Source organism: Bacillus sp. DX4.1 (genome assembly GCF_030348195.1).
In the GTDB taxonomy this organism is placed as follows: domain Bacteria; phylum Bacillota; class Bacilli; order Bacillales; family Bacillaceae_G; genus Bacillus_A.
Genome location: NZ_JAUCFT010000008.1, coordinates 2,787,452 through 2,810,614 on the forward strand (window position 1 = coordinate 2,787,452; position 23,163 = coordinate 2,810,614).

Consider the following 23,163-nt stretch of genomic DNA (forward strand, 5'->3'; position numbering starts at 1 on the left):
GACTTTTTGAACATTCTCTTAAAAGAAATCATAAATAAATGGTTGTTGCAATGGAACTAAACTCTCAAACTCTTTTACTTCTTCCTCAGTTCCTGAAAGAAAACCAATTTCATAGAGCTCGGTTGGTCGTTTATAACCAAATAGCGTCGCTGATAAAGCATTAATATTTAACTGAATCCCTTTATTTTGTAGCTTTCCTGCTTCTTCATTACGAACAATATCAACTTTTTTATTTTTTAATACGACCGTCACATTATTCCACCAAGCAAATGAATCTGAAATATGTAACACGACATCATTTTGTTGATTTCCCCAAACAAATGCATACCGTTTGAAAAATTGCTCCACATCCACAATTCGAACCATAAAATACGGTATGACTTCAGCCTTAACTCGCGGCTCCTGCAAAGTATAAAGTAACGGTTCCTTTTCATGTGTAATGAGTTTGATTTCTTTAATCATCGAGTCATGCTGACAAATAAAATTCCATAATCCGTTTCTCGCTTCATTATTTAATGGAATAAATTCTTCTACTTTCATTTTAGAATCTTTTATTTCATATAACATATACCCGGTTGGTTCATTTTCTTCGCTATAATAAACCGCTGCAGTAAGATCGTGATAAATCGACTGAATCCACCAATCTCGGCTCCGGACTAACATGCCTGCAAAACGTTTTGCAAATTGTTCATATAATCCTTCAATTTCTTCTATATGTGAATCTTTATTGTAACGCTTTACTGTTCCTTTAACATGCTTATGCACAACTAAATCTGTTTTTGTCAGCGAACAGATTAGACGATTCGCAAAAAGTTCCCACCCATACTTTCGATAAAACGAAACCGCGAATGGATGCAGCATTGATACACTATATCCATCTTTCTTCATCGTTTCTAACCCATTTTTTAATAGCTCTTTTACATATCCACTTCGTCTATATTCTGGATATGTCGCTACACCGGCAATTCCGCCCATTCTAAATGTTTCATCACCTATATTTATTTCTAGCGGAAGAAGGTGTAATTTTGCTGCAAGTTGCTCCCCTTCCATAATTCCAAATAATTGATGATGTTCTTTCATAAGTGTAAGACGGTTTTCAAGTTGATCTTCTGGAACTTTATATTGAAAGGCATATTCCGATAATGCTATTGCTTCTCGATATTGGTTTTCTGTTAGTTGCATTACTTTCATTTTTTATTCTCTCCCCTTGATGAAATAAACATTGAACTACACAAACCGAGTACCTCTTGTAACTTAATATAAATTCCATCTTTCCCTAGCCTATCCCTTCTTTAAATATACAATTTTTCAATTAATTAAATAATTATAATATATAATCATTAATAACTTACATACATCATACAATTTCAGCTTGTATTTGACACTATATGCATAGCTTTCATTTTTTAAAAGTTCTGAGCCCAACGCAAAAAGGGATTGAATGAATTGTTCCCCAACCCTTAATCCCTTTTACTTTACATTTAGTTCTAGCGTCTCTCATTCATTTATTGCAATTTTTCAAGTTCCTCAAAAAACGTCGGATACGACACCCCAACAGCTCCAGCATCATCAATGACAGTCTCACCGTCAGCTATAGCTCCAGCTATCGCCAGCATCATACCGATTCGGTGATCACCATGACTATTTACACTGTTCCCTTTTAATGAAGACTTCCCATAAATAATCATTCCATCTTCTGTCGCTTCAATACGTGCTCCTAGTTTTGTTAATTCTGCAACGACTGTATCAATTCGGTTTGTTTCTTTCACTTTTAGCTCATGAGCATCTTTTATAACTGTTACTCCTTCTGCTTGCGTTGCTGCAAGAGCGATGATCGGAATTTCATCAATGAGGCGTGGAATTATATCACCACCGATTTCGATGCCTTGTAGTGATGATGTTTCAATCGTAATGTTCGCAGCAGGTTCTGCAGCATCCTGATTAATAGGTGTTATCTCTAGGTTAGCACCCATTTTTGTAAGAACATCAATAATCCCTGTCCGTGTTGGGTTGATTCCAACATTTTGTAATACGAGTTTACTGTTTGGAATAATCGCCCCAGCTACTAGGAAAAATGCCGCTGAAGAAACATCTCCAGGTACTTGTATATGAGTTCCGGTTAGCTTTTGTCCGCCTTCGATTGCAACTGTTGTTTCCTCACGGCTTACTTCCACTCCAAATGCACCAAGCATTCTTTCTGTATGGTCTCTCGAAATATGCGGTTCTGTAACAGTTGTTACACCCTGCGCAGTAAGTCCTGCTAACAATATAGCTGATTTCACCTGTGCACTAGCTACAGGTGAAATATAGTCAATGGCCTGTAAATTTCCACCTCTTATTGTAAGTGGTGGAAACGTTCCATCTTCTCTTCCATCAATCGTTGCTCCCATAAGCTGAAGTGGCTTTGTCACACGTTTCATTGGTCTTTTTCCAATTGAAGAATCTCCTTGTAAGCACGAATGGAAAGATGTATTCGCAAGTATCCCAAGCATTAATCGTATTGTTGTACCTGAATTTCCGACATCTAAAACACGCTTTGGTTCTTGCAGTCCTTCTAATCCCTTTCCAATTACTACTACCTCATCACCACTTTGTGAAATTTCTACTCCCATTTCTTTGAAACAAGCGATTGTACTTAAGCAATCTGCACCAGGTAAAAAACCTTTGATTGTCGTTCTTCCTTGTGCGATTGCCCCAAACATCACTGCCCGGTGTGAAATTGACTTGTCACCTGGAATTGTAATTGTTCCTTGTAATCCATCTTTTACTTTTTGTATCGTTTCTGTATTCACAGTTACACCTTCTCCCTGTTACATTGTTTCATATGTTTGATACTGTGCTTTTTGTAATGATTTCGTTCCCTTCGTACGATCTTCTGCTGTTTGAAAACTAATGCGAAGCACACCAAGTAATCCTTCTCGTGCTTCGATAATTTGTAAGTTTGTAATACTAATTTCTTCTTGTGCTAAGATACTTGTAATATGAGCTAACGCCCCTACTTTATCTAAGACATCGACGTATAGGTCATGATAAGCCGGAATCGCACCACTTTTACGAATGGGTAAAGAATCACGATATTCTTTCGCATTCGCAAAGTAGTCGTGTAATGAGTCAGCATCTCCGTCAGCAACCGTCTGATGCAGTTCTTTCATTTCAACAATCCATTCTTCTAATAGTTCTAACAAATGATTTCGATTTTGTTTTACAATGTCACTCCACATTTTCGGGCTGCTGGATGCAATGCGCGTAATATCTTTAAATCCCCCTGCGGCAAGCATATGAATAAGTGGATTATCACCCGCACATTTTTCAACATGTTTCACTAATCCTGCGGCGATTAAGTGCGGAAAATGACTAACAATACCCGTTACATAATCATGTTCTTCCGTATTTAATACAAGAAAATGCGAACGTGTTCCTTTTAGCCATTCCTTTAGTTCTTCTACTCTTTCAATTGGCACATGGCTCATAGGTGTTAAAATGTAATATGCATTTTCAAATAAATGAGCTTTCGCACTTTCAACCCCTGTTTTATGAGAACCTGCCATCGGGTGCCCACCAATAAACGAAACGCCACTCGGAAACAACAATTCCGCCTCATTCATAATTTTCCCTTTTGTGCTCCCCACATCTGTAACGATGACATCTTCACGTAACTTGTATGAAGCAAGTTTTCGTAATAACTTTGTTGTTTCTTCAACAGGAGATGCAAAAATGATTAGGTGTGCCTCTTCACAAGCTGTCTTTAAGTCCAGCGCAATTTCATCAATTACTTGTAACCGTTTCGCTCGTTCCACTTGTTCTATATGGATATCATAGCCAGTAATGGTAACGTCATGTTCTCGCTTAATAGATAGAGCAAGCGAACCACCAATTAATCCGGTACCAATTAATACAACTTTTTTACACATGAGCCTCATCTCGAGACCTGTTTCTTCTATTAGTAAAGTGTTGTTTTAACACTGAAATCACTCCTTCATTTTGCTCACTCGTACCAATTGTGATGCGAACACCGTTCGGAAATGGACGAATGATATATCCTGCATGTGCACAAGCCTCATAAATTTCTTGTGCATCGTCTACCGGTAAAAAGATAAAGTTCGTTTGAGATGGATAAAAAGGAATCTTATTCTCTTTACAAAAACATTCATACTGTTCTAATCCTTCTCGATTTGCACGAACAATCTTTTGTAAAAATTGGTTATCCCTCCATGCAGTTACTGCTGCTTTTTGTGCAAGTGATGAAACATTAAACGGCAGACGAACGACATTTAATTTCTCGATTATTTCTTCATTTCCAATTGCATAACCAACCCGGAATGACGCTAACCCATAGGCTTTAGAAAACGTTCGTAATATAAGAAGATTTTTATGTTTCTTCAACAGTGGAATCGTATCTGGAAAATCACGCGCTGCGACATATTCATAGTACGCTTCATCGATTACAACGAATGTTCCCTCGTTGATTCCCTTCATGAATTCACTTAATTTTCGCTCATTCACATATGTGCCTGTCGGATTATTCGGGTTACAAATCCAAACGATTTTTGTTTTTTCATCTATAGCTACAGTAATATCATCTAAGTCATATACTCCATTGTGCAGTGCAACTTCCTTCACTTCGCATCCTTCAATAATCGCGTGATGACGATATTGCGGGAATGTTTCCCTAGCCGCAACAATATTATCTCCTTGGCAAAGCATCGTACAGCTAATAGTTTGAATCACTTCATCCAATCCGCTACCACATAAGATCTGCTCTTTCTTAATATGTAGTTTTTCAGCAATGGTTTGGCGCAATTCAACTGCTCCTCCATCTGGATATAAAGAAGGATTATTCCACGCTTCTTGTAAACTTTCCATAACAAGCGGCGAGCAGCCAAATGGATTTTCATTTGATGCTAATTTTACAAATGAATGGGCACCGTATGCTTCTTGCATTTGTTTTGCTGACTTACCTGGTTTATATGGCTGCAGTGTCTTTAATTGGTCCTTTACTTTCATTGGTATCCATCCTTTATTTAAAATTCTTTCGCATACTTGTTATGCTGAGCAATATTTTGTGAGAGCAATTCCATACGATCTTTTCCAAATTGCTCTACTAGTGCATCGGCCAGCTCCCAGGCTACAACTGCTTCAGCAACAACACTTGCTGCTGGTACTGCACAGCTATCGGAGCGTTCAATACTCGCTTGGAAAGCTTCTTTCGTCTCGATATCAACACTTGCAAGCGGTTTATACAATGTAGGAATCGGCTTCATAACCCCCCGTACAACAATTGGCATTCCTGTTGTCATACCACCTTCTAATCCACCTGCATTATTTGTTTTTCTTGTATAACCAGTTTCCTCATCCCACAATATTTCATCATGTACGGTACTTCCAGGTTGTCTCGCCGCCTCAAATCCAATCCCAATTTCAGCACCTTTAAAAGCATTAATACTCATGATAGCTGACACAAGCTTAGCATCTAATTTACGGTCATAATGAACGTAACTTCCAACACCGATTGGCATTCCTTCGGCGATTACTTCCACAATACCGCCAATTGAATCCCCGTTACTTTTTGCAGTATCAATTGCATCCATCATCGCTTGCTCTATCTTTTTATCTAAGCATCTCACTGGTGAATTTTCTGAGATTGTTTGCACTTCTTGTAAAGGTATATTATTTATAATATTTGCCTTTATACCACCAATTTCAAGTACATGACCGGCAATATGAACACCTAATTCTTTTAAAATTTGTTTTGCAACTGCACCTGCTGCTACCCTCACTGTCGTTTCTCTAGCAGAAGAACGCTCTAATACATTGCGTATATCACGATGCCCATATTTAATCGCACCATTTAAATCTGCATGTCCGGGGCGTGGTTTTGTAATTGTTCGTTTCATTTCTTTACTTTCTTGCTCTGAAATGGGTACGGCTCCCATCACTTTTGTCCAATGTTTGAAATCATCATTTTTGACAATTAATGTAATCGGCGAACCAAGTGTAACGCCATGACGTACTCCGCTTACAATTTCCACTGTATCGGTTTCAATTTGCATACGTCTCCCGCGACCGTGCCCTTTTTGTCTTCTTAATAATTCTGTATTGATTTGTTCTGCTTTTAAAGATAAGCCTGCAGGTACACCTTCTAAAATAACTGTTAACTGCGGACCATGTGATTCTCCGGCTGTTATATATCTCATTTTCGTTGCCCCTTTATGATTTTTATATACAAAAAGTCCCTACTGATGCATTCAGTAGGGACGATTGTTATCGCGGTACCACCCTAGTTGTAAACGATTTCCGTCTACCTCTTTTTCTTTTTAACGATCTATTAGACCGTCTTTCCCTTCATAAAGACCATTGCCTTTACTACGAAAAAGATGCTCTAGGGTTGTAATTCATGCTTATCTTTGTACTGATTTACACCATCCATCAGCTCTCTATAACAGGAAGATAAGTACTACTGAATCCCTTTCCGCGCCTATTAAATATTAAATTATGATAATTTATTTTTGAAACCTTTTAGCTCTTCCATGAATCTGTGGAACTCTGGAATATCCATTTGCTGTGCGGAATCAGATAATGCAACCGCTGGATCTGGATGTACTTCTGCCATTACCGCATCTGCTCCGATTGCAAGCGCCGCTTTCGCCGTTGGTAATAATAAATCTCTGCGTCCTGTTGAATGCGTTACATCTACAATAACTGGTAAATGCGTTTCTTTCTTTAAGATTGGTACAGCGGAAATATCTAACGTATTACGTGTTGCTCTCTCGTATGTGCGAATACCACGTTCACATAATATAATTTGATCATTTCCTTGTGCAATAATGTATTCCGCTGCATTGATGAATTCATCAATTGTTGCTGCTAAACCACGTTTTAATAACACAGGTTTATTCACTTTACCAACCGCTCTTAATAAATCGAAATTTTGCATATTACGAGCTCCAACTTGAATCACATCAACGTAATCAAGAGCCATTTCTACATCATTTGGATTTAGAATCTCACTGATAATTGCTAAATCAAATTCATCGGCTACTTGACGTAAAATTTGTAAACCTTCTACACCTAAACCTTGGAAATCGTAAGGTGATGTTCTCGGTTTGAAAGCACCGCCGCGCATTAATTTTAGGCCTTGTTCTTTCATCGCTTGGGCTACTTGGCGAACTTGATCTAAACTTTCAACTGCACAAGGTCCCATGATGAATGTTTGTGTTCCATTTCCTAACAATTCACCTTTCACATCAACAATTGTATTTTCTTGTTTCTTTTTACGAGAAACAAGTAACGCTTTACGGTTATCATCTTCTTGCAGTTCCAAGCTCGCTTGGAAAATTGTTTTGAAAATATGCTGCACAGTTGATGTTTCGAATGGTCCTTCATTATGTTCTGCAATCATATTCAGTACTTCACGCTCACGAACAGGATCAAAACGTTTTGTACCTTGCACTTGCTTCTGTTCCCCAATTTTTTGAACAATTCTGCCTCGTTCGTTCAACAGTTGTAATAACTGTAAATTGATTTCATCCACCTGTTTACGTAATTGTTCTAATTCATGATTTGCCATTTTAAAATCCTCCTTTTAATGTGTAAGAAATATGATAAGAGAATAAAAATTCCCTATTTTCTGAATTGATGTTTTGCAAAATTTCAATATGAGAACGATACCGCTATTAAAGTGTACAAAAAATCCCTACTGATGAACTCAGTAGGGACGATATTTATCGTGGTACCACCCTAATTGTAGACGAACTCATCTACCTCTCTTCACTGTTAACGATCATTCGACCGTCTTTCCCTTCATAAAGACCATAGTCTTTATGAAGGGAAAGATGCTCCAGGACTGTAATTCACATTTGTCTGTGTACTGATTCGCACCAACCACCAGTTCTCTGTTACAGGGAAACAAATACTACTTCTTTTCCTTTCATTGCATACCATATTTAATTTTCGAATTGGACCGCAAATATACAAAAAGTCCCTACTGATTCACTCAGTAGGGACGATATTTATCGCGGTACCACCCTAGTTGTAGACTGATTCGTCTACCTCTCTTCACTGTTAACGATCAATTGACCGTCTTTTCCCTCATAAAGAATTCATCATCTTTAATCCGAAAAAGATGCTCCAGGACTGTAATTCATGTTTATTCCTGTACTGATTCGCACCAACCATCAGCTCTCTGTTACAGTAAAATAAGCACTACTGTGATCCCTTCATCACTTTTAATTTATTCACATGTTTGTGTGATTTAAGTAAGTATGCTTCGTATTATAGAATGCTTCTTTAAAGGCTGTCAACACCTTTTTATTTATTTTTCGATTTTTTCCACTCTTGCCCTGTTTTTTATACATGACAAATTCATTAATCACTCTCATAAATTCGTCATAATAATCCCAATACGAATCATTTCATTTTGAATGGCTACTAACAAGTTTTCATCTGCTTTATTCTCTGTTAACAATTGTTTTATCTCTACAATTTCATTTTCAAAAGAGCTTGCATCTTGAAGGTTTTGTAATACCACAAATAAAACTTCCGCATATGCTTCTACATCATGCTTCATATTCTCTCTCTTTGCAAGAATAGCCGAAAATAATTGTTTTGTTTCTTCATGTTCGTAAAGTTTTGAAGGTTCCGGGAAACAAGTAAGAATCGCTTGCAGTCCTCTTTCTGCAACTTCATCCATACATAATACAAACCGTAAAAACATGACGTACTCTCTACCTGTTATGACGCTCATTTTTGGACGTTCCATTAAAAATCCAGCTAACCAAGTTTCCCAAAATTTTTGCTGTTCTCTCACACTTAATGTGTTCACGTAATAACATAAGTGCTCCATAAATTGGATCTTATCATTTTCTTTTTCCTGAATAAAAAGTGGATATAACCAGTCGGTACGCTGCTCCCAATACAATACACATTTAATAAAAACAAAGCTCAGCCACTTTAAAAACACTTCTTTTGTATGTGGATTTAACAAATACAAATGTTCAACTGCATACTTAATATATCGCTTCATCTCTGTAAATAAAGGTAAATTAATTTGTGTGTACCCAAGCCCTGCCCATGCATACTTCATTTCTTCCACTTGTTGTTTCAAATCCAAGTAAGGAAGAAGGTGCTTACGACACCACTGCTTTTCAATGTGATATAAAAAGGTTACGTCCGCTGTTAACCTAGCAAACATTAAATTTGTACTTTGAGATGATGTTCGCATTTGTTCTTCAAATAAAAATAAATATTCATAAATATTACGATCGTATAAGTGATCATACGCTAATAGTTTTAATAACACCGATGTCATTTTTCCAACTGGGTGCTGGATGGATTCATTATAAAAGTCCTGTTCTGCAATCTTTCTTTTCGCATCACCTTTCATGACATGTGGAAAGAAAGAAAAAGCAAAACGTTTCACAGCGCGAATGCTATCCTCTTGAAACTCTTCTAACCGATTACTAATTTCATATAAAAAACCGCTAATTAACCAATGATACGATGCATTTCGCACAAATTGTTGCAGAATTGGCATAATTTTTTGTAACTGCTCATTCGTAAGCCGCCGATTATTTCGCCACTCTCGTATACATACAAACCATACTTCCTTACTTACATTACTTTCCGCTACAAGCTGATATGCAAGCGAAATACTCCACTCCGTATTCAATTTACAGGCCTTTGATAACATTTCTAAAAAATGACGCTGTTCAAACATACCGTCATGAGAAAAGAGAAGGACTTGTTTCACAATTTCTTTCTCTTTCAATTGCAATAGTCCATCCGCGGTTACATTGCATGTAATACTTTGCACTGCTGTCTCTTCTTGTTGATTGACGTACCGATCAGAAGAATAATGAGGGTGGGTTTGTTTCATAACTTTATATGCTTGTTTTGTACAAACACTGTCTGGATCACAATGATACAGACAATCCATTACATTACACGCATCAACAGCCCTTTTTTGAGTAAGTTGTTCCATAATCACTTTTACAATTTCTTGTTTTGTTATTTCTGAAGCAAGTGCATAATGCATCTTTAAAAACTGGAATACCTCATGCTTATATGAAATATGAAAAAGCAATTTTTGTTGTAGCAACCATTTTATTTTTTCATCTACCGCTATAAAAGAATTTTTACTCATCGCATAAATAGCAATTCGCCTTTGTAATATACTATCCACTTCCAACATTTGAGAGATATAATAACTTGCTTTCTGTTCATTCTGTTCACAAAAATATGTTAGACAATCTTTCACAATTCGAATTAAAAATGTAAAATCCTTCGGCTGTAAATCATGCTCTGAAAATTCTATCGTATTGTACAAAGCACCATCTTTCTTATGTAAAGCTCGCTGTCTTAATGCTAACATTTGTAGCTTTTCTAATCCCATTACCATAATAGGATCGGCAAAATAGGATATGTACGGCTTCATTTTTTCATCCCAAATCCGTTGGATATATGAAAAAACGGGGACAGGTAAACGGCTTGTTTCTTCTAATTCAATTGAATCCTGCATATCATTTTCCCATCTTCTCACCCGTTTCAATTTAATCTTCCCATCTAAAATAAACGTCAGTAATAAGACACTAATTTCTTTATGTTCAGGAAAAGAACATTTCTGTAACAAGTATGAAACCTTTTCAATAGAAATACTATTTTTTTCTGCTGTCTCTAGCAAAAGTAATGTCCATTTTGCGAATAATAAAGGTTCAATCGGTTCTTTCGTTGCGATCAAATATGTACAAATTGTCCTCCATAACAGAGAAGATATTTTCGATTGATTATTATAAATAAGCTGAAATAATTCTTTTTGATGACTAAAAAGAAATTGCCGTACAAGCCATTCTGCAAGTAATTCATCCTCTTCCTGATATGTAGATGAAGCCAAAAATAAATTTTGAAGTTTTCCTTCTTTTTCGAGCCATTCTACCCATTCATAATCTGTAGCAAATTCAATAAAATAGCGCAGTGTTTCAATTTTTTTAACCGATTGTTTAATATATGATAGTTGTTCTTGTTCAATAGAAGGTGGGACTGTTACAATATCACGAATTCGCATTCGTTTTGTAATATAATTATCTCCCATTAGCTCAGCCCACCGTTTCACTGCTTTTACAAGCGATTGATGGTTATTCATTTTGTTCGGATAAACAATAGGCCTTACTCCCAAATGCTCCCAATGATATGTATTTTCCCCTTGTGCAACAAAAGCATAACGCCTCGTGCTTGGCGGTAAACCCGTCGCTAAATATTTCATTACTGGGTCATTATGACTGTATCCGATAAATAAAACGGTATAGTTTGAAAATAAATCAACTAAAAAACGTCTCGCCCAGCCTTCTGTTAAGTAAGCCCTTCCAAAGTCACCATCCGTTAATATTAAGTTCTCCTTTTCTTGCTCTACATTGCCATGTATGTATGCCAAACCTTTAAATGCTCTCCCTGTAGGAAGTGCAGGTGCGTAATATATATTAATATCTCGATGCATTTCCCCAATAACAGTTGTAAAATGCTGATCAAAATTTGTTGTAACGATACGAACATCAATATCGTTTGAAAAAAGTTCAGGAATCGCATAATGTAATGGATTCGGCTTAGAATTTTTCAAATCGACAAGGTCTTGTGCCACTTGGTGTACATCTTTTGTCTTGGCAACTTTTCCAAGATAATAATCATGTGGTTCTGTTATTTCACGTTTTTCCACATATACAGCTTCCGCAATTTCATCAACTAAATCATCAAAATTTGGTAAGTTTGATTTGCCTTTCATAGAAACACCTGCTCCGACAAATAATACAAGCTTCCCTTGCTCAAGATTATCAAATAGTTCATCTGGAATTTCTACTTCTGAAGTAATCCACATCCGTATCCCTCCTTACCTAAAAATGTTAAACACTCTCATTTTACTATAACATTTTTTACTTATTTTTTTAATATTTTGACAAGATATGGAACATGAGAAATTTCATCCCGCTATTGGCGGGCAGTAATACTCCACCTCAAAATTCAGCAAAAAGCAAAAAAGTTAAGTGGGGGATAAACTGCCCGTAAAGCTCGATTGGTGAGGGATAATAATCAATGGGGGATGAAGAACTCCCCCTTTGATTAAAGTTTCATTTTATTTAAGTGACTTCTACAAAACGATTCAAACACATATAACATGTATGAAATTCTCGTTTTATACCAAAACTATGTAGAAAAGGGAGGTGTACACGTTGGGCAATGTTACCGTGTTACTTATTAAATTCATTTCTTGCATTATTGCTTTTGCTATCGGACTTGATTTATTTTTTGATGCGACGATTGTTGATGTTGTTTCCTTCAGTCTTTTCGTGACAATCGTTTCTTACATGTTTGTTGATAAAATCATTTTAGACCGTATTGGAAACAGTGCTGCCATCATGGCCGATTTCTTACTCACGTATTTAAGTGTATGGATTTTCGGAAATATTTTATTAGGAAATCATATGCAAATTGCATGGGGCAGTATCCTTTCCGCTATCATCTTTACACTATCGGAAGTATTTGTTCATCGCTATTCTAGAAGTCACACTTCGACTCATGAACAAAATAGAAATGCAGGAATCAATATGAATCGTCGCTTATCATATGGAACAGAATTTGCTGAAGAGCAAAATATTTTGGATAAAGACAAAAAAAAATAATAAAAGTGGTCTTACCCCTGTCAAGTAGACAGTAAAAGATTAGATGCCTTTTCATTAAGCAGCCTTAGTTCCAAATTCAGCAGGACTAAGGTTGTTTAATTTTTTTTGGAATCGTTTGTTATTGTAATACCTCATATATCTTCTAATGGCTTTGAAAACTTGCTCTTTTTCATGAAACTCATTTCTGTAAAAACATTCTGTCTTAAAATGACTAAAAAAACTCTCTACACATGCATTATCATAACAATTGCCCTTCCTAGACATACTTACATTCATTTTGTATTTTTTAAGTAATAGGTTGTATTTTTTGGACGTGTATTGATACCCTTGATCGCTATGTAATACTGTTCCGTGGACATTTCTTTTTCTTAAGGCCTTATTCACTGTGTCTATAACTAATTTTAAATTGTTGCTTTCGCTTACTTGGTAGGCTACAATTTCGTTATTATAAAGATCCATTATCACTGAAAGATACATACGCTTACCGTTAAAAGTGAGATAGGTTATATCTGTAACCCATTTTTCATTTGGCTTGCTGGCTGAAAATTCCCTGTTTAAACGATTTTTTGATACGACACATTGTTCTTTTAAGCCAAAATGCCTCCACTTTTTCTTTCGAATCTTAGCTTGTATCCCCATTTTCTTCATTAAACGGTACACTCTTTTATGATTTATCTGTAAACCACAATACTTTTTGAGCCATGTACAAACTCTTGGATAACCAAAACTACCATTTATATCTGGATCTAGTTCGCATTCCACTATTTTGGACATAATAAATTGGTCTTCCTTCATCTTTTCAGAGGGATTAGTTCTTCTTTTTTCCCATTTGTAATATCCACTTCTTGAGACCCCCGCAATTTCACAAAGAAACACAATTGGAAAGCTATGCTTTAATGTATGAATGATCTCGTATTCTATTGATTTGTCTCTTTTGACCTCATCTCCTTTTTCGCAGCTAAGAGCTTTTTTAAGTATGCATTTTCTACTTCTAATCGTTCTATTCTATCATCATGACTTGTTTTTATTGAACTTGCATTTGTTTGTCTAGATCTCCCTCGTTTTTCTTGTAGGCCAAGAATACCCTCACTATTGTAGTTTTTAATCCATCTGTCTATAACTGAATATGTAACTCCTAATTCCCTTCCAATTAATTTACTACCCATTCCTCTATGTAAGTACATTTCAATAGCTTTCATTTTAAAATCAATCGAAAAAGTTCTTCTAATTTTCCCCATAAAAAAATCCCCTCCATAATAAACAGTACAGTAACTTTCTTTCAACTGTCTACTATGAGGGGATAATACCAAAGAAGGACGTCATCCTGTTATAAATGACGCCCTTCTTTTATATGTCTTATTTTCTAAATAACTCCATACCTTTTTTATAATATTCCATCATCATTTCTTTGGGAACCATGCTACCACCAGTAGCCCAAATAATATGTGTAGCATTGCTTAATTTTCCCTCTAAATTACAGTTATATAAATAGTTAATTCCTTCTTTATATAATTTAGTTGGACCTATCATACCTGCTAATGCAGAAGGTTCTAAATATATGTCCTCCGTATCAGCTAGTTTCTTTAGTAACTTATACAACTCCTCATCGCTAACCGTATAAGATCCACTTAAGAAAGGTTCCATGATTTTACCAACAAATCCGGAAGGTCTTCCCACGGCAAGGCCATCTGCGTCTGTTACATTATCAATACCGCAATCTTGTACAGAAATTTTATCATGAAGTTCAGTCATTAAACCAAGTAACATACATGGAGAGTGAGTAGGTTCTGCAAAGAAAATGTGGACATGATCTTGATATAATAATTTCAAACCAAATGCTACCCCACCTGGACCACCACCTACTCCACATGGAAGATAAACAAATAAAGGATGGTCTTCATCTATTGTTACTTGTAACTCTTCTAATTGTTTTTTCAATCGTGAAGCTACCACTGCATATCCTAAAAATAGATGGTGCGAATTCTCATCATCAATGAAATAGCACATAGGATCCCCTTCTGCTTGCCTTCTCCCTTCCTCTACTGCCTTACTATAATCCGCTTCATATTCAATAACTGTGACATTTTTACTTCGAAGTAACTCTTTTTTCCACTGTTTTGCGTCAGCGGACATATGAACAGTCACATTAAATCCTAATTTTGCACTCATGATGCCAATACTAAGCCCTAAATTCCCCGTTGAACCTACTGCAATTGAATATTGTGAAAAGAAAGTGCGAAACTCCTCACTATCTAAAATCGAATAATCATCTTGTTCAGTTAATAAGTGCTGTTTAAGAGCTAAATCTTCTGCATGTTTAAGAACTTCATAAACTCCACCTCTTGCTTTAATAGACCCTGAAATCGGAAGGTGACTATCACATTTTAACAATAATTCACCTAATATATGTTGTTCGTACTCTTGTTCTAAATGTTGTTTCATAGAAGGAATTTTTACTAAAGGAGATTCAATGATTCCATTCATGTCTTTTGTTTCAGAGAAAACATTCGCGATATATGGAGCAAAACGTTCTAATCTCTCCTCAGCGTCCTTTACATCCTCTTTAGTAAGCGGAGACTTTTTAATTCCTGTTTCAAACCCTTCTTTATTAGGATTGATCCAAAACACCTCATCCATCACCATGAGTTTATTTAGTAAAGGGTGTTTCTCTTTTAATATTTGTATAGCTTTACTGTCAACCTTATTCATTTATATAGTCCCCCTTCTTTATCCTTACTAATGCATGTTATCATTTTAAAATTTAATTTTATTTATTATAATTAAATTGAGTTTAACACACGAAACACAATTATTAAATATATATTAATTAAATTTAATTTGATTAAATTCTATAATGATTCATTTAAAAGGAGAATAAACATGAACGATATAAATGTCGGCCGAAAAATAGCAGTATATCGAAAAGACCAAGGCTTGAGTAGTCGAGAACTAGCTACATTAGTCAATGTAACCCCTTCAATGTTAAGTCAAATTGAAAAAGGATCAGCAAATCCATCCCTGCAAACTCTTAAATTAATATCTGTAGCGTTAAATATACCTATGTTTAATTTCTTCTTGGAAGATACTAGTGCACAAAGTTTAGTTGTAAAGGCTGATCAACGAAAAAAAATCAGCTTTCCTGAAAGTGAAAATTTATCATACGAATTATTATCTCCCGATTTAACCGGATCTCTTGAACTTGCCCTTATGACTTTATCGCCTCAGTCTTCTTCATCCGAAAAATTAATGGCGCATAAAGGGGAGGAGATATCATTTATTTTAGAGGGAACTATTACTCTATATTTAAACCAAGAGATATTAACTTTAAATAAAGGTGATAGTGTGAAAATCCCTTCTTATATGAAGCATAAATGGGAAAATCCATACAAAGAGAAAGCAGTAGTCATATTTGCAATAACCCCTCCTACTTTTTAACGTACTTCCCGAAAGAAGTCCCCATCTTCAAGCGCGTGACGGGCGATAGCCAAGCGATAAGGTGGGGATGAATTTCGGTTAGGCATCGCCTAACTGACTTGTAAGAATAACCAATTATGATTGTGGTGCATACATTCAATATCCGATATATTCACTTGTTTATAAGATTTAGCAGGATTTTGTATATAATGGCCGTCCAAATCTTGCACATACACCATCTTCCCTGTAAATCCTGTCACGAATCCTATTTGTCCAAACGCTTTCACCTTATCACCTAGATACATTGTGCCTACATACGGTGTATTTTTATTATTTCTTTTCGCTGTTATATTTTTCATTTTTCTTCCTTTTCTTGCAGTTGCTTCATGAAGAGAACGCTTTTTCTTTCTAAATTGTTTGATGCGAAACTCACCACTTTGCTGATATTCTTGTAATTGTTTCGGATTGGTAATCGCAATGGCATCGTTATAGTGTGTTTTTGATAATCTTAATTCTTTTCGCTTCGGTGTTGTGTAACTGCCATACGTGATCTCACAATCTAAACGCTTCATGATTTGAAGTCGTAAAATATTCATAAAGGCGGTCTCTTTATACTGTTTTGGTTTCTTAAAAACGTACTTGATTTTCCCTTGGTGGAATTTTTCATGGCAATCTTCATGTACTGTCATGAGGTTATCTGCCATATCTGAGCCACCCTTATGTCGCTCAATTATATGGTGCGTGTGCAAAATGCCACCTTTTTTCTTACAGATTTGACATGTATAATGGTCTCTTGCAAACACATAGTATCTTGTATTCCAAAAGCCAAATGTGTCTCCTTGTTGATACGCTTTCCCTTGTATAGCAGGGTTCTTTAGTTTCTGTACATCAAACTTGCCAACTTCTACAATGACTTTTGGAGAAGGTAATAGTAATTTGAATGTTTCAATCCAATGAATGATGTTATCGGTTCGACTTTGAATCGATGGGGGAAGCCAGCCATCTTTCTTTTTTCGATTGAGAAAGCGCGCTTTTCGGTAACGGGTTTTACGTTGTCTTCTACCTCTACGTAATGTAGCTCTGAGGGTGAGGTTTTCTTTCACATCCTGTCGTAATTCAATGGTTCCTTTCGCTAGTACTTTTTCTTCTGTTGTAATTGCGATTCCCACATATTTCGCACCGCTATCGACACCAATTGTAACAGGTTGTACTGTTTCACCAGTGGCATATTGCAATTGAATGGTAAACGGTGTGTAACCTATAATTTTTGCTTTCCCTTGTTTGAGAAGAAGCCGTGCCTTACGAGTACTGCAAGGCATAAGCGGTTCTCCTCGTAAATTCTTGACAAATACACGCATGCTTTGTCCCTCCTAAGAGTTTGTTTCCCTTCGCCAATGTTTGCAGGTGTTGGCAACTTCTTATAAAAGAAGGCTTGTGGTTGACCGTTCCTTCCCAATCAGAACTGTTACAGAGCCACCATAGAGCCAAAAACTAGGGAATCATTCTTGGGTATGCAACCTACGAACGTAGCCCACAAAAGACTGAGGCTAGACAACCAAGGCTCTTTACAAGCCCCCACTTCAAAACGCGTTAGCGTTTAAGTGGTGGGTAGTTGACTACTGAACCAATAAAATCCTTTATATCTAGTTCAGAAATATCATATGGTTCTTCATCATTCACCGTTCCAGTTACCTCTTCTATAAGTGTTACTTTATAACCTTTTTCAAAAGCTGTAATGCTTGTAAATAAACAATAGCGCTCTGTGGTAAAATCTTCAATTAGTTGCGGATTGTTTGTTTTCTTTATATTTTCTCTGTTTGTCTAAAAAAGCAGAATTATAGGTTTGACGACAATATTGTAGCCAACGGTCTAACATTTCTTTTTGTTCTTTGGTTGGGAAAATTTCGTATTTTTGACTCAGCAACATTGTCATCACCTTCCTCTTTTTTCGTTGTAGTGTTTCAGATACCTAAACACAAAACAGAATACATGTTCGTATCTATCTCTAGTACTATCATACACGATGTGACTTAAATTTCTAATACCTAGTTATCGAATATACTAAAAAAAGAGAATCAATTTGATCCTCTTTTTTAGCTATGGAGTTACTATTCAGTGATAAAAATAAAGGTGTTATAGCGGGTGTGTGCAATGCATTATATAAATTGTATCAATTTTATTTTTATCACCTTTGTTTTCTTGGGATGATTTTATTGTACGGTCATTATCTGGAGCTACAATGGAGATTATGTAGAGTTTTTGTGGAGATTTTTATAATTATTTTACCATCAACAATTTTGCATCTAATAAAGAAAGAATTATGTTTGTCTCAAGTGACATCTTGGTTACCTCCTTCTTTCTTGTATTGTTATGTTTGTATCATATGACTTGAATCTGGAGCTGGTATGAAATAAATATAGTTTTCCTATGAAGTCTCTTTATGGTTTCTATTGTTTCTATGTATTATATCGAATGCTTCTCCACATAAACTACAGATAACACGGTTATAATGCTACAAGAGGTGATACAATGAGGAACTATCATATTCTTGTAGTAGAAGATGACGAAGAAATTCAAGAATTAATTAAACAGTTTTTAATGACACAAAACTATATTGTTGAAATTGCATCAGATGGATTAGAAGGAATGAAACAATTTAATAAGCAATCCTTTGATTTAATTCTTTTGGATGTGATGATGCCAAACCTTAACGGATTTGAAGTTGCCAAAATGATTCGAAATCAGTCCAATGTACCAATTATTATGCTAACTGCGTTAGAAGAAGAACAAGATCAAATGAAGGGCTTTGATCTTGGAATCGATGATTATATTACGAAACCCTTTTCTTTTCATGTTTTGATTAGAAGAGTCGAAGCAGTACTAAGAAGAAGCTATAATCAAAGTACAGATAATCATTTAGTTTTTAAAGAAATACATGTCGATTGTGATGCATATAAAGTATATGTAAATGAGGTTGAAATACCATTAACGACAAAAGAATTTGAAATTCTGCAATTACTACTTCAAAATGAGAAAAAAGTACTTACACGAGAAAGTATAGTGGAAAAAGCTTGGGGGTACGAATATTGTGGAGAAACACGAATTATAGATACACATATTAAAAATATACGAAAAAAACTGGGTATCCCCTACATTAAAACCATAAAGGGAATTGGGTACAAGCTGGATGAATAAGATATTGGAAATCATGGGTATAAAGCGTATTACTTATAAACTTTTTCTTGTTACATCCGTTATTTTGCTAGCCTTTGCAGTCCTAATTTATTTAACGTTATACTTCTTTCTTCCTACATTTTATGAACAGTATAAAACAGATCAGATTCAAACAGGAATAGAAGAAATAATTGATAAATCTAAGGATCTTACGTTTCAAAATGCAATACCCCTTTTTGATGAATACACACAAAAAAATAACGCAATGATCTATCTTCAAAATAATGAAGGAACAATTATTTATTCTCCTTCTTTCTCTTTTATTCAAGGAAGTACCCAAGCAAAATTATTTGCTAAAACAACACCATTAGGGAATTCAGATAACCTGCGCAAATCATATGATATTCAATTCCAAGATGTTACCCTAACGCTCGTAGTGTCCGCAACATTTCAACCTATTGATGAAGCCACGCAAGTCTTGGTGCGTTTCATTCCCTATATTAGTATCATTGTAGTTGTTATTGGTGTAGGAAGTGCTTATTTATATTCGAGGTTCATTACAAAACCACTCATTTATATTAATGAGGGAGCACAAAAGATGGCAAACTTGGATTTTCCCGAAAAAATTGAGGTTCGTTCTATGGATGAATTAGGAGAACTATCCAATAGCTTGAATGATATGTCAATTAATTTACAACAAACTATGCTTGATTTACAAAAAGCGAATCAGCAATTAAAAAGCGATATTGAAAAAGAAAGAGAATTAGAAACAAAACGCAGGGAATTTTTTGCAATTGTAGCACATGAATTAAAGACTCCTCTCACTGTTATGAAAGGATACTTAGAAGGGATGATATATAATATTGGCCCGTATCAAAATCGCGATCAATACTTAAAGAAAAATCACCAAATTATTGAAAGTATGGAACAACTAGTTCGCGAGATTTTAAGCATGTCAAAATTAGAACAACATACCTTTAAACTGCAATTGGAAGAAGTAAATCTTTCGGAATTAATTAATACAATCACAAAAGATCTCGGATTTTTTGCTTCTCAAAAAGACATTCAAATGATAAAACAAATTGATTCTCACCTCTTTGTTTATACAGATCGTATTCTTTTAGAAAAAGCCTGTAAAAACATTATTCATAATGCGATTATGTATTCACCGCATGGCGAGGAAGTATATATAAAGCTAACTCAGAATTCAAAACAAAACCACATCCAAATGCAAGTCATCAATACAGGTGTAAAAATTAAAAAAGAAGATATACAACATATTTTCAAACCATTTTATCGAATCGAAAAATCACGAAATCGAAATACTGGCGGGAGTGGATTAGGGTTATATATTGTACAGCAAATTTTCGAAGCCCTTTTTATCATGTATTCTATGAAAAATACAGAACAAGGAGTGCAATTTTTAGTTACCATTCCATTATCCATAAAGTAAACAACAAAAGAGTCTCAATCTCATTTCATCCTATAGAAATGAGATTGAGACTTTTATTTGCTTTTCAATAAATTTACATATTCATAACGAACCAATTAAAATACCAATTGTCACTAAGCCAATGGAAGCTGCTATTTTTATCCACATCTCTCTCATTCCTTTTTAATGGATTTGCCCCATTTTATTACTACATTTTCTCTAATTAGGTTTATATTAGTTTGTATAATGCTAGTTCATTTTTTATTTAACAGTGGTACCGAAATAAGTTTTACGTTTTTAGTATTTATTTTCCTTATAACTCTTTGATTACTAAATTCCTTTTTTCGAGGTACACCGCTTTATCTGATTGTTTCGCCACCTCTTGTGAATGAGTGACTACAATGATACATTTATTTTCTGTATGAGCAAGCTCTTTAAATAACTCGATAATTTCCATGGAAGTTTCTTGATCTAGATTCCCAGTTGGTTCATCCGCAATTAATAAATCTACATTACAAGATAATGCACGGGCAATCGCCACACGCTGTTGCTGACCACCACTAAGCTGTAATACCTTTCTTTTTGCTTCTACTTCTGTCAGCCCTACCTTACCTAATAACTCAAGCGCTCTTTCTTTTTTGTTTTTCACATTGACCCCTGTAATCTCCATTGCGGTGACTACATTTTGAAGAGCGGTCATATACGTAATGAGATTATATGATTGAAAGATAATCGAAACATGTTGGTTTCGATAAGTATCCAGGCCTATCTTCCGTATATCTCTTCCTTTATATAATACATACCCACCTCTTGGGATATCTAATCCACTTGCTAAACTAAGTGCAGTTGTTTTTCCTGATCCCGATGGTCCTAAAATGGTATAAAAGTGTCCGTTTTGAAACGAAAAGTTTACATTATCTAATATGGTAATTTTTTTATTATTACTTTGATAATGGTAATTCAGATTTTTGAACTGTAAAATAGTGTCCATATGTATCCCCCTATTCATCTTTTAATAAAATTTCTTTTGGATTCAATCGAAGAATCGATAATGCTGGAAGAATTGTTGATAAGATTGCGATTCCTAAACCTAATCCTCCTAAATGCAGCACATCTTGAGATGTTACACTTACATCAATATTATCAATAGGATCCACATCTTGATCTTGATCATTATTCATCCCAAACATCGCAATTGATCCTCCTCGATTATTTGCTTTCTGCTGTTGTCGCTCTTCAGAAGAAGTAACTTCTTTCTGTAATAAACTGTCTCCCATTTTTTGAGACACTGTTCCACCTGTAAATATAGAAATGCCAAATGCTAAAACAGCTATACATAATACTTCTACTAAGAGTTGTCCTATTAATTTCCCTTTTTTCTCACCAATCGCCAGTAAGATTCCTAATTCCCTCCGTCGTTCTTTTATGGTCAACATAATGATCAGACCTAAGATAATGGATCCTGTAATTGAGACTAGGTATACAATCCATTTCGAAGTGGATGCTATATTCTCAATAGGGCCTACCATTTTTTGATATAATGCATCATGCGCATCTAGTTTAAATAGGTCAAAATCAATGCCTGCTTTCTTTCCCTCTGCTTTAAAATCATCGATATGATCTGGATCCTTTAAGTAGTAAATTGCTTGGTCAATGGGTGTACCCTTCATGTCTTTATTTCCTGAAAATTCTTTCAACGATTCGTACGAAACATATACTTTGTTAGATGGATGCATCATCGGCGGTGCCGTTTCCTCAATGCTATTCACATCGGATCTTTTGTAAATCCCTATGATTTCCAATTCTATTGCCGATATTTCATCTGATGTTTTGATCTTTAACCTATCACCAACTTGTAGATTGTTATGTTCGGCTAACTGTTCTTCAACTAGGGCTACTTTCTTATTTTTATCTTCTGCTGTTATTGGACGTCCCTTAATCATTTTATACGTTCCTTCTTTAAATTCTTTCAATAGATCAGAAGTTCTCACGCCTTCAATGGATGTATTTGGCATTTTCCTTTGACTTCCATCTACGGATCCAATCATCGCGTTTCCCTCTTTATCATTATTAATAGGTGTATAGCCATCTGCTAAACCCATATCACTTTTTATATAGTTGAAATCTTTTACATATGATGATTTAGCTAACTTATCTGCTTCTTCTGTAGAAATCTCTGGTCGTTGTATTCTTTCATTTGGATGTTCTTCTCTCTGTTTTAATGCGTATTGTTGAAATTTATCTCCATCTAATCCTAGGGTCACGTCAACTCCTAATTTTTTTCTAGCGAGATCATTCGCTGTTTTTGATACATTTTGTATTGCGAATCCTGCTAATACTAAATTAGTAACAACTACAAAAACAGCGAATAAGATAAGAGATTTTCCCTTTCTTGCTTGTACACTTAAAAATGCGCGTTTGATAAAATTCATTTTTATAACCTCCTTGATAGCTCTAATTTATAGGACTCATCTGGAG

Annotated in this window: 17 protein-coding genes, 1 pseudogene and 3 other annotated features; of the genes and pseudogenes, 4 read left to right on the forward strand and 14 right to left on the reverse strand. The window is 35.4% G+C overall.

The window, feature by feature from the left end; genetic code table 11:
* Positions 1–18 precede the first annotated feature (18 nt).
* The 7 genes from QUF99_RS17145 to QUF99_RS17175 form a co-directional block, all read right to left on the reverse strand.
* Positions 19–1,191 carry a GNAT family N-acetyltransferase gene (locus QUF99_RS17145; RefSeq protein ID WP_289371506.1) on the reverse strand — a complete coding sequence of 391 codons (1,173 nt, stop codon included), beginning with the start codon at positions 1,189–1,191 and terminating at the stop codon, positions 19–21.
* A gap of 314 nt (positions 1,192–1,505) precedes the next feature.
* Positions 1,506–2,792 (reverse strand): 3-phosphoshikimate 1-carboxyvinyltransferase, encoded by a 1,287-nt coding sequence (aroA, locus tag QUF99_RS17150; RefSeq protein WP_289371507.1) that lies wholly within the window; start codon positions 2,790–2,792, stop codon positions 1,506–1,508.
* Positions 2,793–2,810: 18 nt separating this feature from the next.
* Complete coding sequence (tyrA, locus tag QUF99_RS17155) at positions 2,811–3,911, reverse strand: prephenate dehydrogenase (RefSeq protein ID WP_289371508.1); 1,101 nt, start codon at positions 3,909–3,911, stop codon at positions 2,811–2,813.
* Positions 3,904–5,004: a histidinol-phosphate transaminase gene (gene hisC / locus QUF99_RS17160; RefSeq protein WP_289371509.1), complete on the reverse strand. Its 1,101-nt coding sequence runs from the start codon at positions 5,002–5,004 to the stop codon at positions 3,904–3,906. The genes tyrA and hisC overlap by 8 nt, the downstream gene beginning before the upstream one ends.
* A gap of 17 nt (positions 5,005–5,021) precedes the next feature.
* Positions 5,022–6,194, reverse strand: coding sequence for a chorismate synthase (gene aroC / locus QUF99_RS17165; protein ID WP_289371511.1), 1,173 nt, complete (start codon positions 6,192–6,194; stop codon positions 5,022–5,024).
* A 53-nt stretch (positions 6,195–6,247) separates the two neighbouring features.
* Positions 6,248–6,481, reverse strand: a binding site (T-box leader).
* Positions 6,482–6,490: 9 nt separating this feature from the next.
* Positions 6,491–7,567, reverse strand: a complete 1,077-nt coding sequence (locus QUF99_RS17170) for a bifunctional 3-deoxy-7-phosphoheptulonate synthase/chorismate mutase (protein WP_289371512.1) — start codon at positions 7,565–7,567, stop codon at positions 6,491–6,493.
* Between the two features lie 140 nt (positions 7,568–7,707).
* Positions 7,708–7,940: a binding site (T-box leader), on the reverse strand.
* A 55-nt stretch (positions 7,941–7,995) separates the two neighbouring features.
* Positions 7,996–8,229 (reverse strand) — a binding site (T-box leader).
* Between the two features lie 145 nt (positions 8,230–8,374).
* Positions 8,375–11,863: a DUF4020 domain-containing protein gene (locus tag QUF99_RS17175; protein WP_289371513.1), complete on the reverse strand. Its 3,489-nt coding sequence runs from the start codon at positions 11,861–11,863 to the stop codon at positions 8,375–8,377.
* 352 nt (positions 11,864–12,215) lie between these two features.
* On the opposite strand from QUF99_RS17175, the gene QUF99_RS17180 reads away from it, so the two are divergent.
* A complete protein-coding gene (locus tag QUF99_RS17180) occupies positions 12,216–12,665 on the forward strand; it encodes a YndM family protein (protein WP_289371515.1) in 450 nt (149 codons plus the stop codon).
* A 54-nt stretch (positions 12,666–12,719) separates the two neighbouring features.
* On the opposite strand, the gene QUF99_RS17185 is transcribed toward QUF99_RS17180, so the two are convergent.
* The 3 genes from QUF99_RS17185 to QUF99_RS17195 all read right to left on the reverse strand — a co-directional run bounded on the left by QUF99_RS17185 (position 12,720) and on the right by QUF99_RS17195 (position 15,374).
* Positions 12,720–13,661 carry an IS3 family transposase gene (locus QUF99_RS17185; RefSeq protein ID WP_353958373.1) on the reverse strand — a complete coding sequence of 314 codons (942 nt, stop codon included), beginning with the start codon at positions 13,659–13,661 and terminating at the stop codon, positions 12,720–12,722.
* Positions 13,583–13,903 (reverse strand): helix-turn-helix domain-containing protein, encoded by a 321-nt coding sequence (locus QUF99_RS17190; protein ID WP_289368028.1) that lies wholly within the window; start codon positions 13,901–13,903, stop codon positions 13,583–13,585. The genes QUF99_RS17185 and QUF99_RS17190 overlap by 79 nt, the downstream gene beginning before the upstream one ends.
* Positions 13,904–14,021: 118 nt before the next feature.
* Entirely contained in the window at positions 14,022–15,374 is a 1,353-nt protein-coding gene (locus tag QUF99_RS17195; RefSeq protein WP_289371516.1) for a D-serine ammonia-lyase, read from the reverse strand.
* A gap of 171 nt (positions 15,375–15,545) precedes the next feature.
* Between QUF99_RS17195 and QUF99_RS17200 the strand changes: the two genes are divergently transcribed.
* The gene (locus tag QUF99_RS17200; protein ID WP_289371517.1) at positions 15,546–16,100 is read left to right on the forward strand and encodes a helix-turn-helix domain-containing protein; all 555 of its coding nucleotides are present in this window, start codon (positions 15,546–15,548) and stop codon (positions 16,098–16,100) included.
* Between the two features lie 89 nt (positions 16,101–16,189).
* Here QUF99_RS17200 and iscB read toward each other — a convergent pair whose 3' ends face one another.
* Both iscB and QUF99_RS17210 read right to left on the reverse strand, forming a co-directional pair.
* Entirely contained in the window at positions 16,190–17,437 is a 1,248-nt protein-coding gene (iscB, locus tag QUF99_RS17205) for an RNA-guided endonuclease IscB (protein ID WP_289371518.1), read from the reverse strand.
* 422 nt (positions 17,438–17,859) lie between these two features.
* Positions 17,860–18,012, reverse strand: a pseudogene (locus QUF99_RS17210) (helix-turn-helix domain-containing protein); the annotation flags it as partial.
* Positions 18,013–18,608: 596 nt separating this feature from the next.
* Between QUF99_RS17210 and QUF99_RS17215 the strand changes: the two are divergent.
* A complete protein-coding gene (locus tag QUF99_RS17215; protein ID WP_289371522.1) occupies positions 18,609–19,274 on the forward strand; it encodes a response regulator transcription factor in 666 nt (221 codons plus the stop codon).
* Positions 19,275–19,287: 13 nt separating this feature from the next.
* Positions 19,288–20,706 carry a sensor histidine kinase gene (locus tag QUF99_RS17220; RefSeq protein WP_289374689.1) on the forward strand — a complete coding sequence of 473 codons (1,419 nt, stop codon included), beginning with the start codon at positions 19,288–19,290 and terminating at the stop codon, positions 20,704–20,706.
* Positions 20,707–20,998: 292 nt separating this feature from the next.
* Here the strand turns inward: QUF99_RS17220 and QUF99_RS17225 are convergent, their stop codons facing one another.
* Positions 20,999–21,676 (reverse strand): ABC transporter ATP-binding protein, encoded by a 678-nt coding sequence (locus tag QUF99_RS17225; RefSeq protein WP_289371524.1) that lies wholly within the window; start codon positions 21,674–21,676, stop codon positions 20,999–21,001.
* Positions 21,677–21,686: 10 nt separating this feature from the next.
* Positions 21,687–23,117 carry an ABC transporter permease gene (locus QUF99_RS17230; RefSeq protein WP_289371525.1) on the reverse strand — a complete coding sequence of 477 codons (1,431 nt, stop codon included), beginning with the start codon at positions 23,115–23,117 and terminating at the stop codon, positions 21,687–21,689.
* Positions 23,118–23,163: the final 46 nt, after the last annotated feature.

What these genes read in the sequence shown, in the direction of transcription:
- QUF99_RS17145 (WP_289371506.1), bottom strand. Translation starts at nt 1,191, where the DNA reads ATGAAAGTAATGCAACTAACAGAAAACCAATATCGAGAAGCAATAGCA.
- tyrA (WP_289371508.1), bottom strand. Translation starts at nt 3,911, where the DNA reads ATGTGTAAAAAAGTTGTATTAATTGGTACCGGATTAATTGGTGGTTCG.
- hisC (WP_289371509.1), bottom strand. Translation starts at nt 5,004, where the DNA reads ATGAAAGTAAAGGACCAATTAAAGACACTGCAGCCATATAAACCAGGT.
- aroC (WP_289371511.1), bottom strand. Translation starts at nt 6,194, where the DNA reads ATGAGATATATAACAGCCGGAGAATCACATGGTCCGCAGTTAACAGTT.
- QUF99_RS17170 (WP_289371512.1), bottom strand. Translation starts at nt 7,567, where the DNA reads ATGGCAAATCATGAATTAGAACAATTACGTAAACAGGTGGATGAAATC.
- QUF99_RS17175 (WP_289371513.1), bottom strand. Translation starts at nt 11,863, where the DNA reads ATGTGGATTACTTCAGAAGTAGAAATTCCAGATGAACTATTTGATAAT.
- QUF99_RS17190 (WP_289368028.1), bottom strand. Translation starts at nt 13,903, where the DNA reads ATGGGGAAAATTAGAAGAACTTTTTCGATTGATTTTAAAATGAAAGCT.
- QUF99_RS17195 (WP_289371516.1), bottom strand. Translation starts at nt 15,374, where the DNA reads ATGAATAAGGTTGACAGTAAAGCTATACAAATATTAAAAGAGAAACAC.
- QUF99_RS17200 (WP_289371517.1), top strand. Translation starts at nt 15,546, where the DNA reads ATGAACGATATAAATGTCGGCCGAAAAATAGCAGTATATCGAAAAGAC.
- iscB (WP_289371518.1), bottom strand. Translation starts at nt 17,437, where the DNA reads ATGCGTGTATTTGTCAAGAATTTACGAGGAGAACCGCTTATGCCTTGC.
- QUF99_RS17215 (WP_289371522.1), top strand. Translation starts at nt 18,609, where the DNA reads ATGAGGAACTATCATATTCTTGTAGTAGAAGATGACGAAGAAATTCAA.
- QUF99_RS17220 (WP_289374689.1), top strand. Translation starts at nt 19,288, where the DNA reads ATGGGTATAAAGCGTATTACTTATAAACTTTTTCTTGTTACATCCGTT.
- QUF99_RS17225 (WP_289371524.1), bottom strand. Translation starts at nt 21,676, where the DNA reads ATGGACACTATTTTACAGTTCAAAAATCTGAATTACCATTATCAAAGT.
- QUF99_RS17230 (WP_289371525.1), bottom strand. Translation starts at nt 23,117, where the DNA reads ATGAATTTTATCAAACGCGCATTTTTAAGTGTACAAGCAAGAAAGGGA.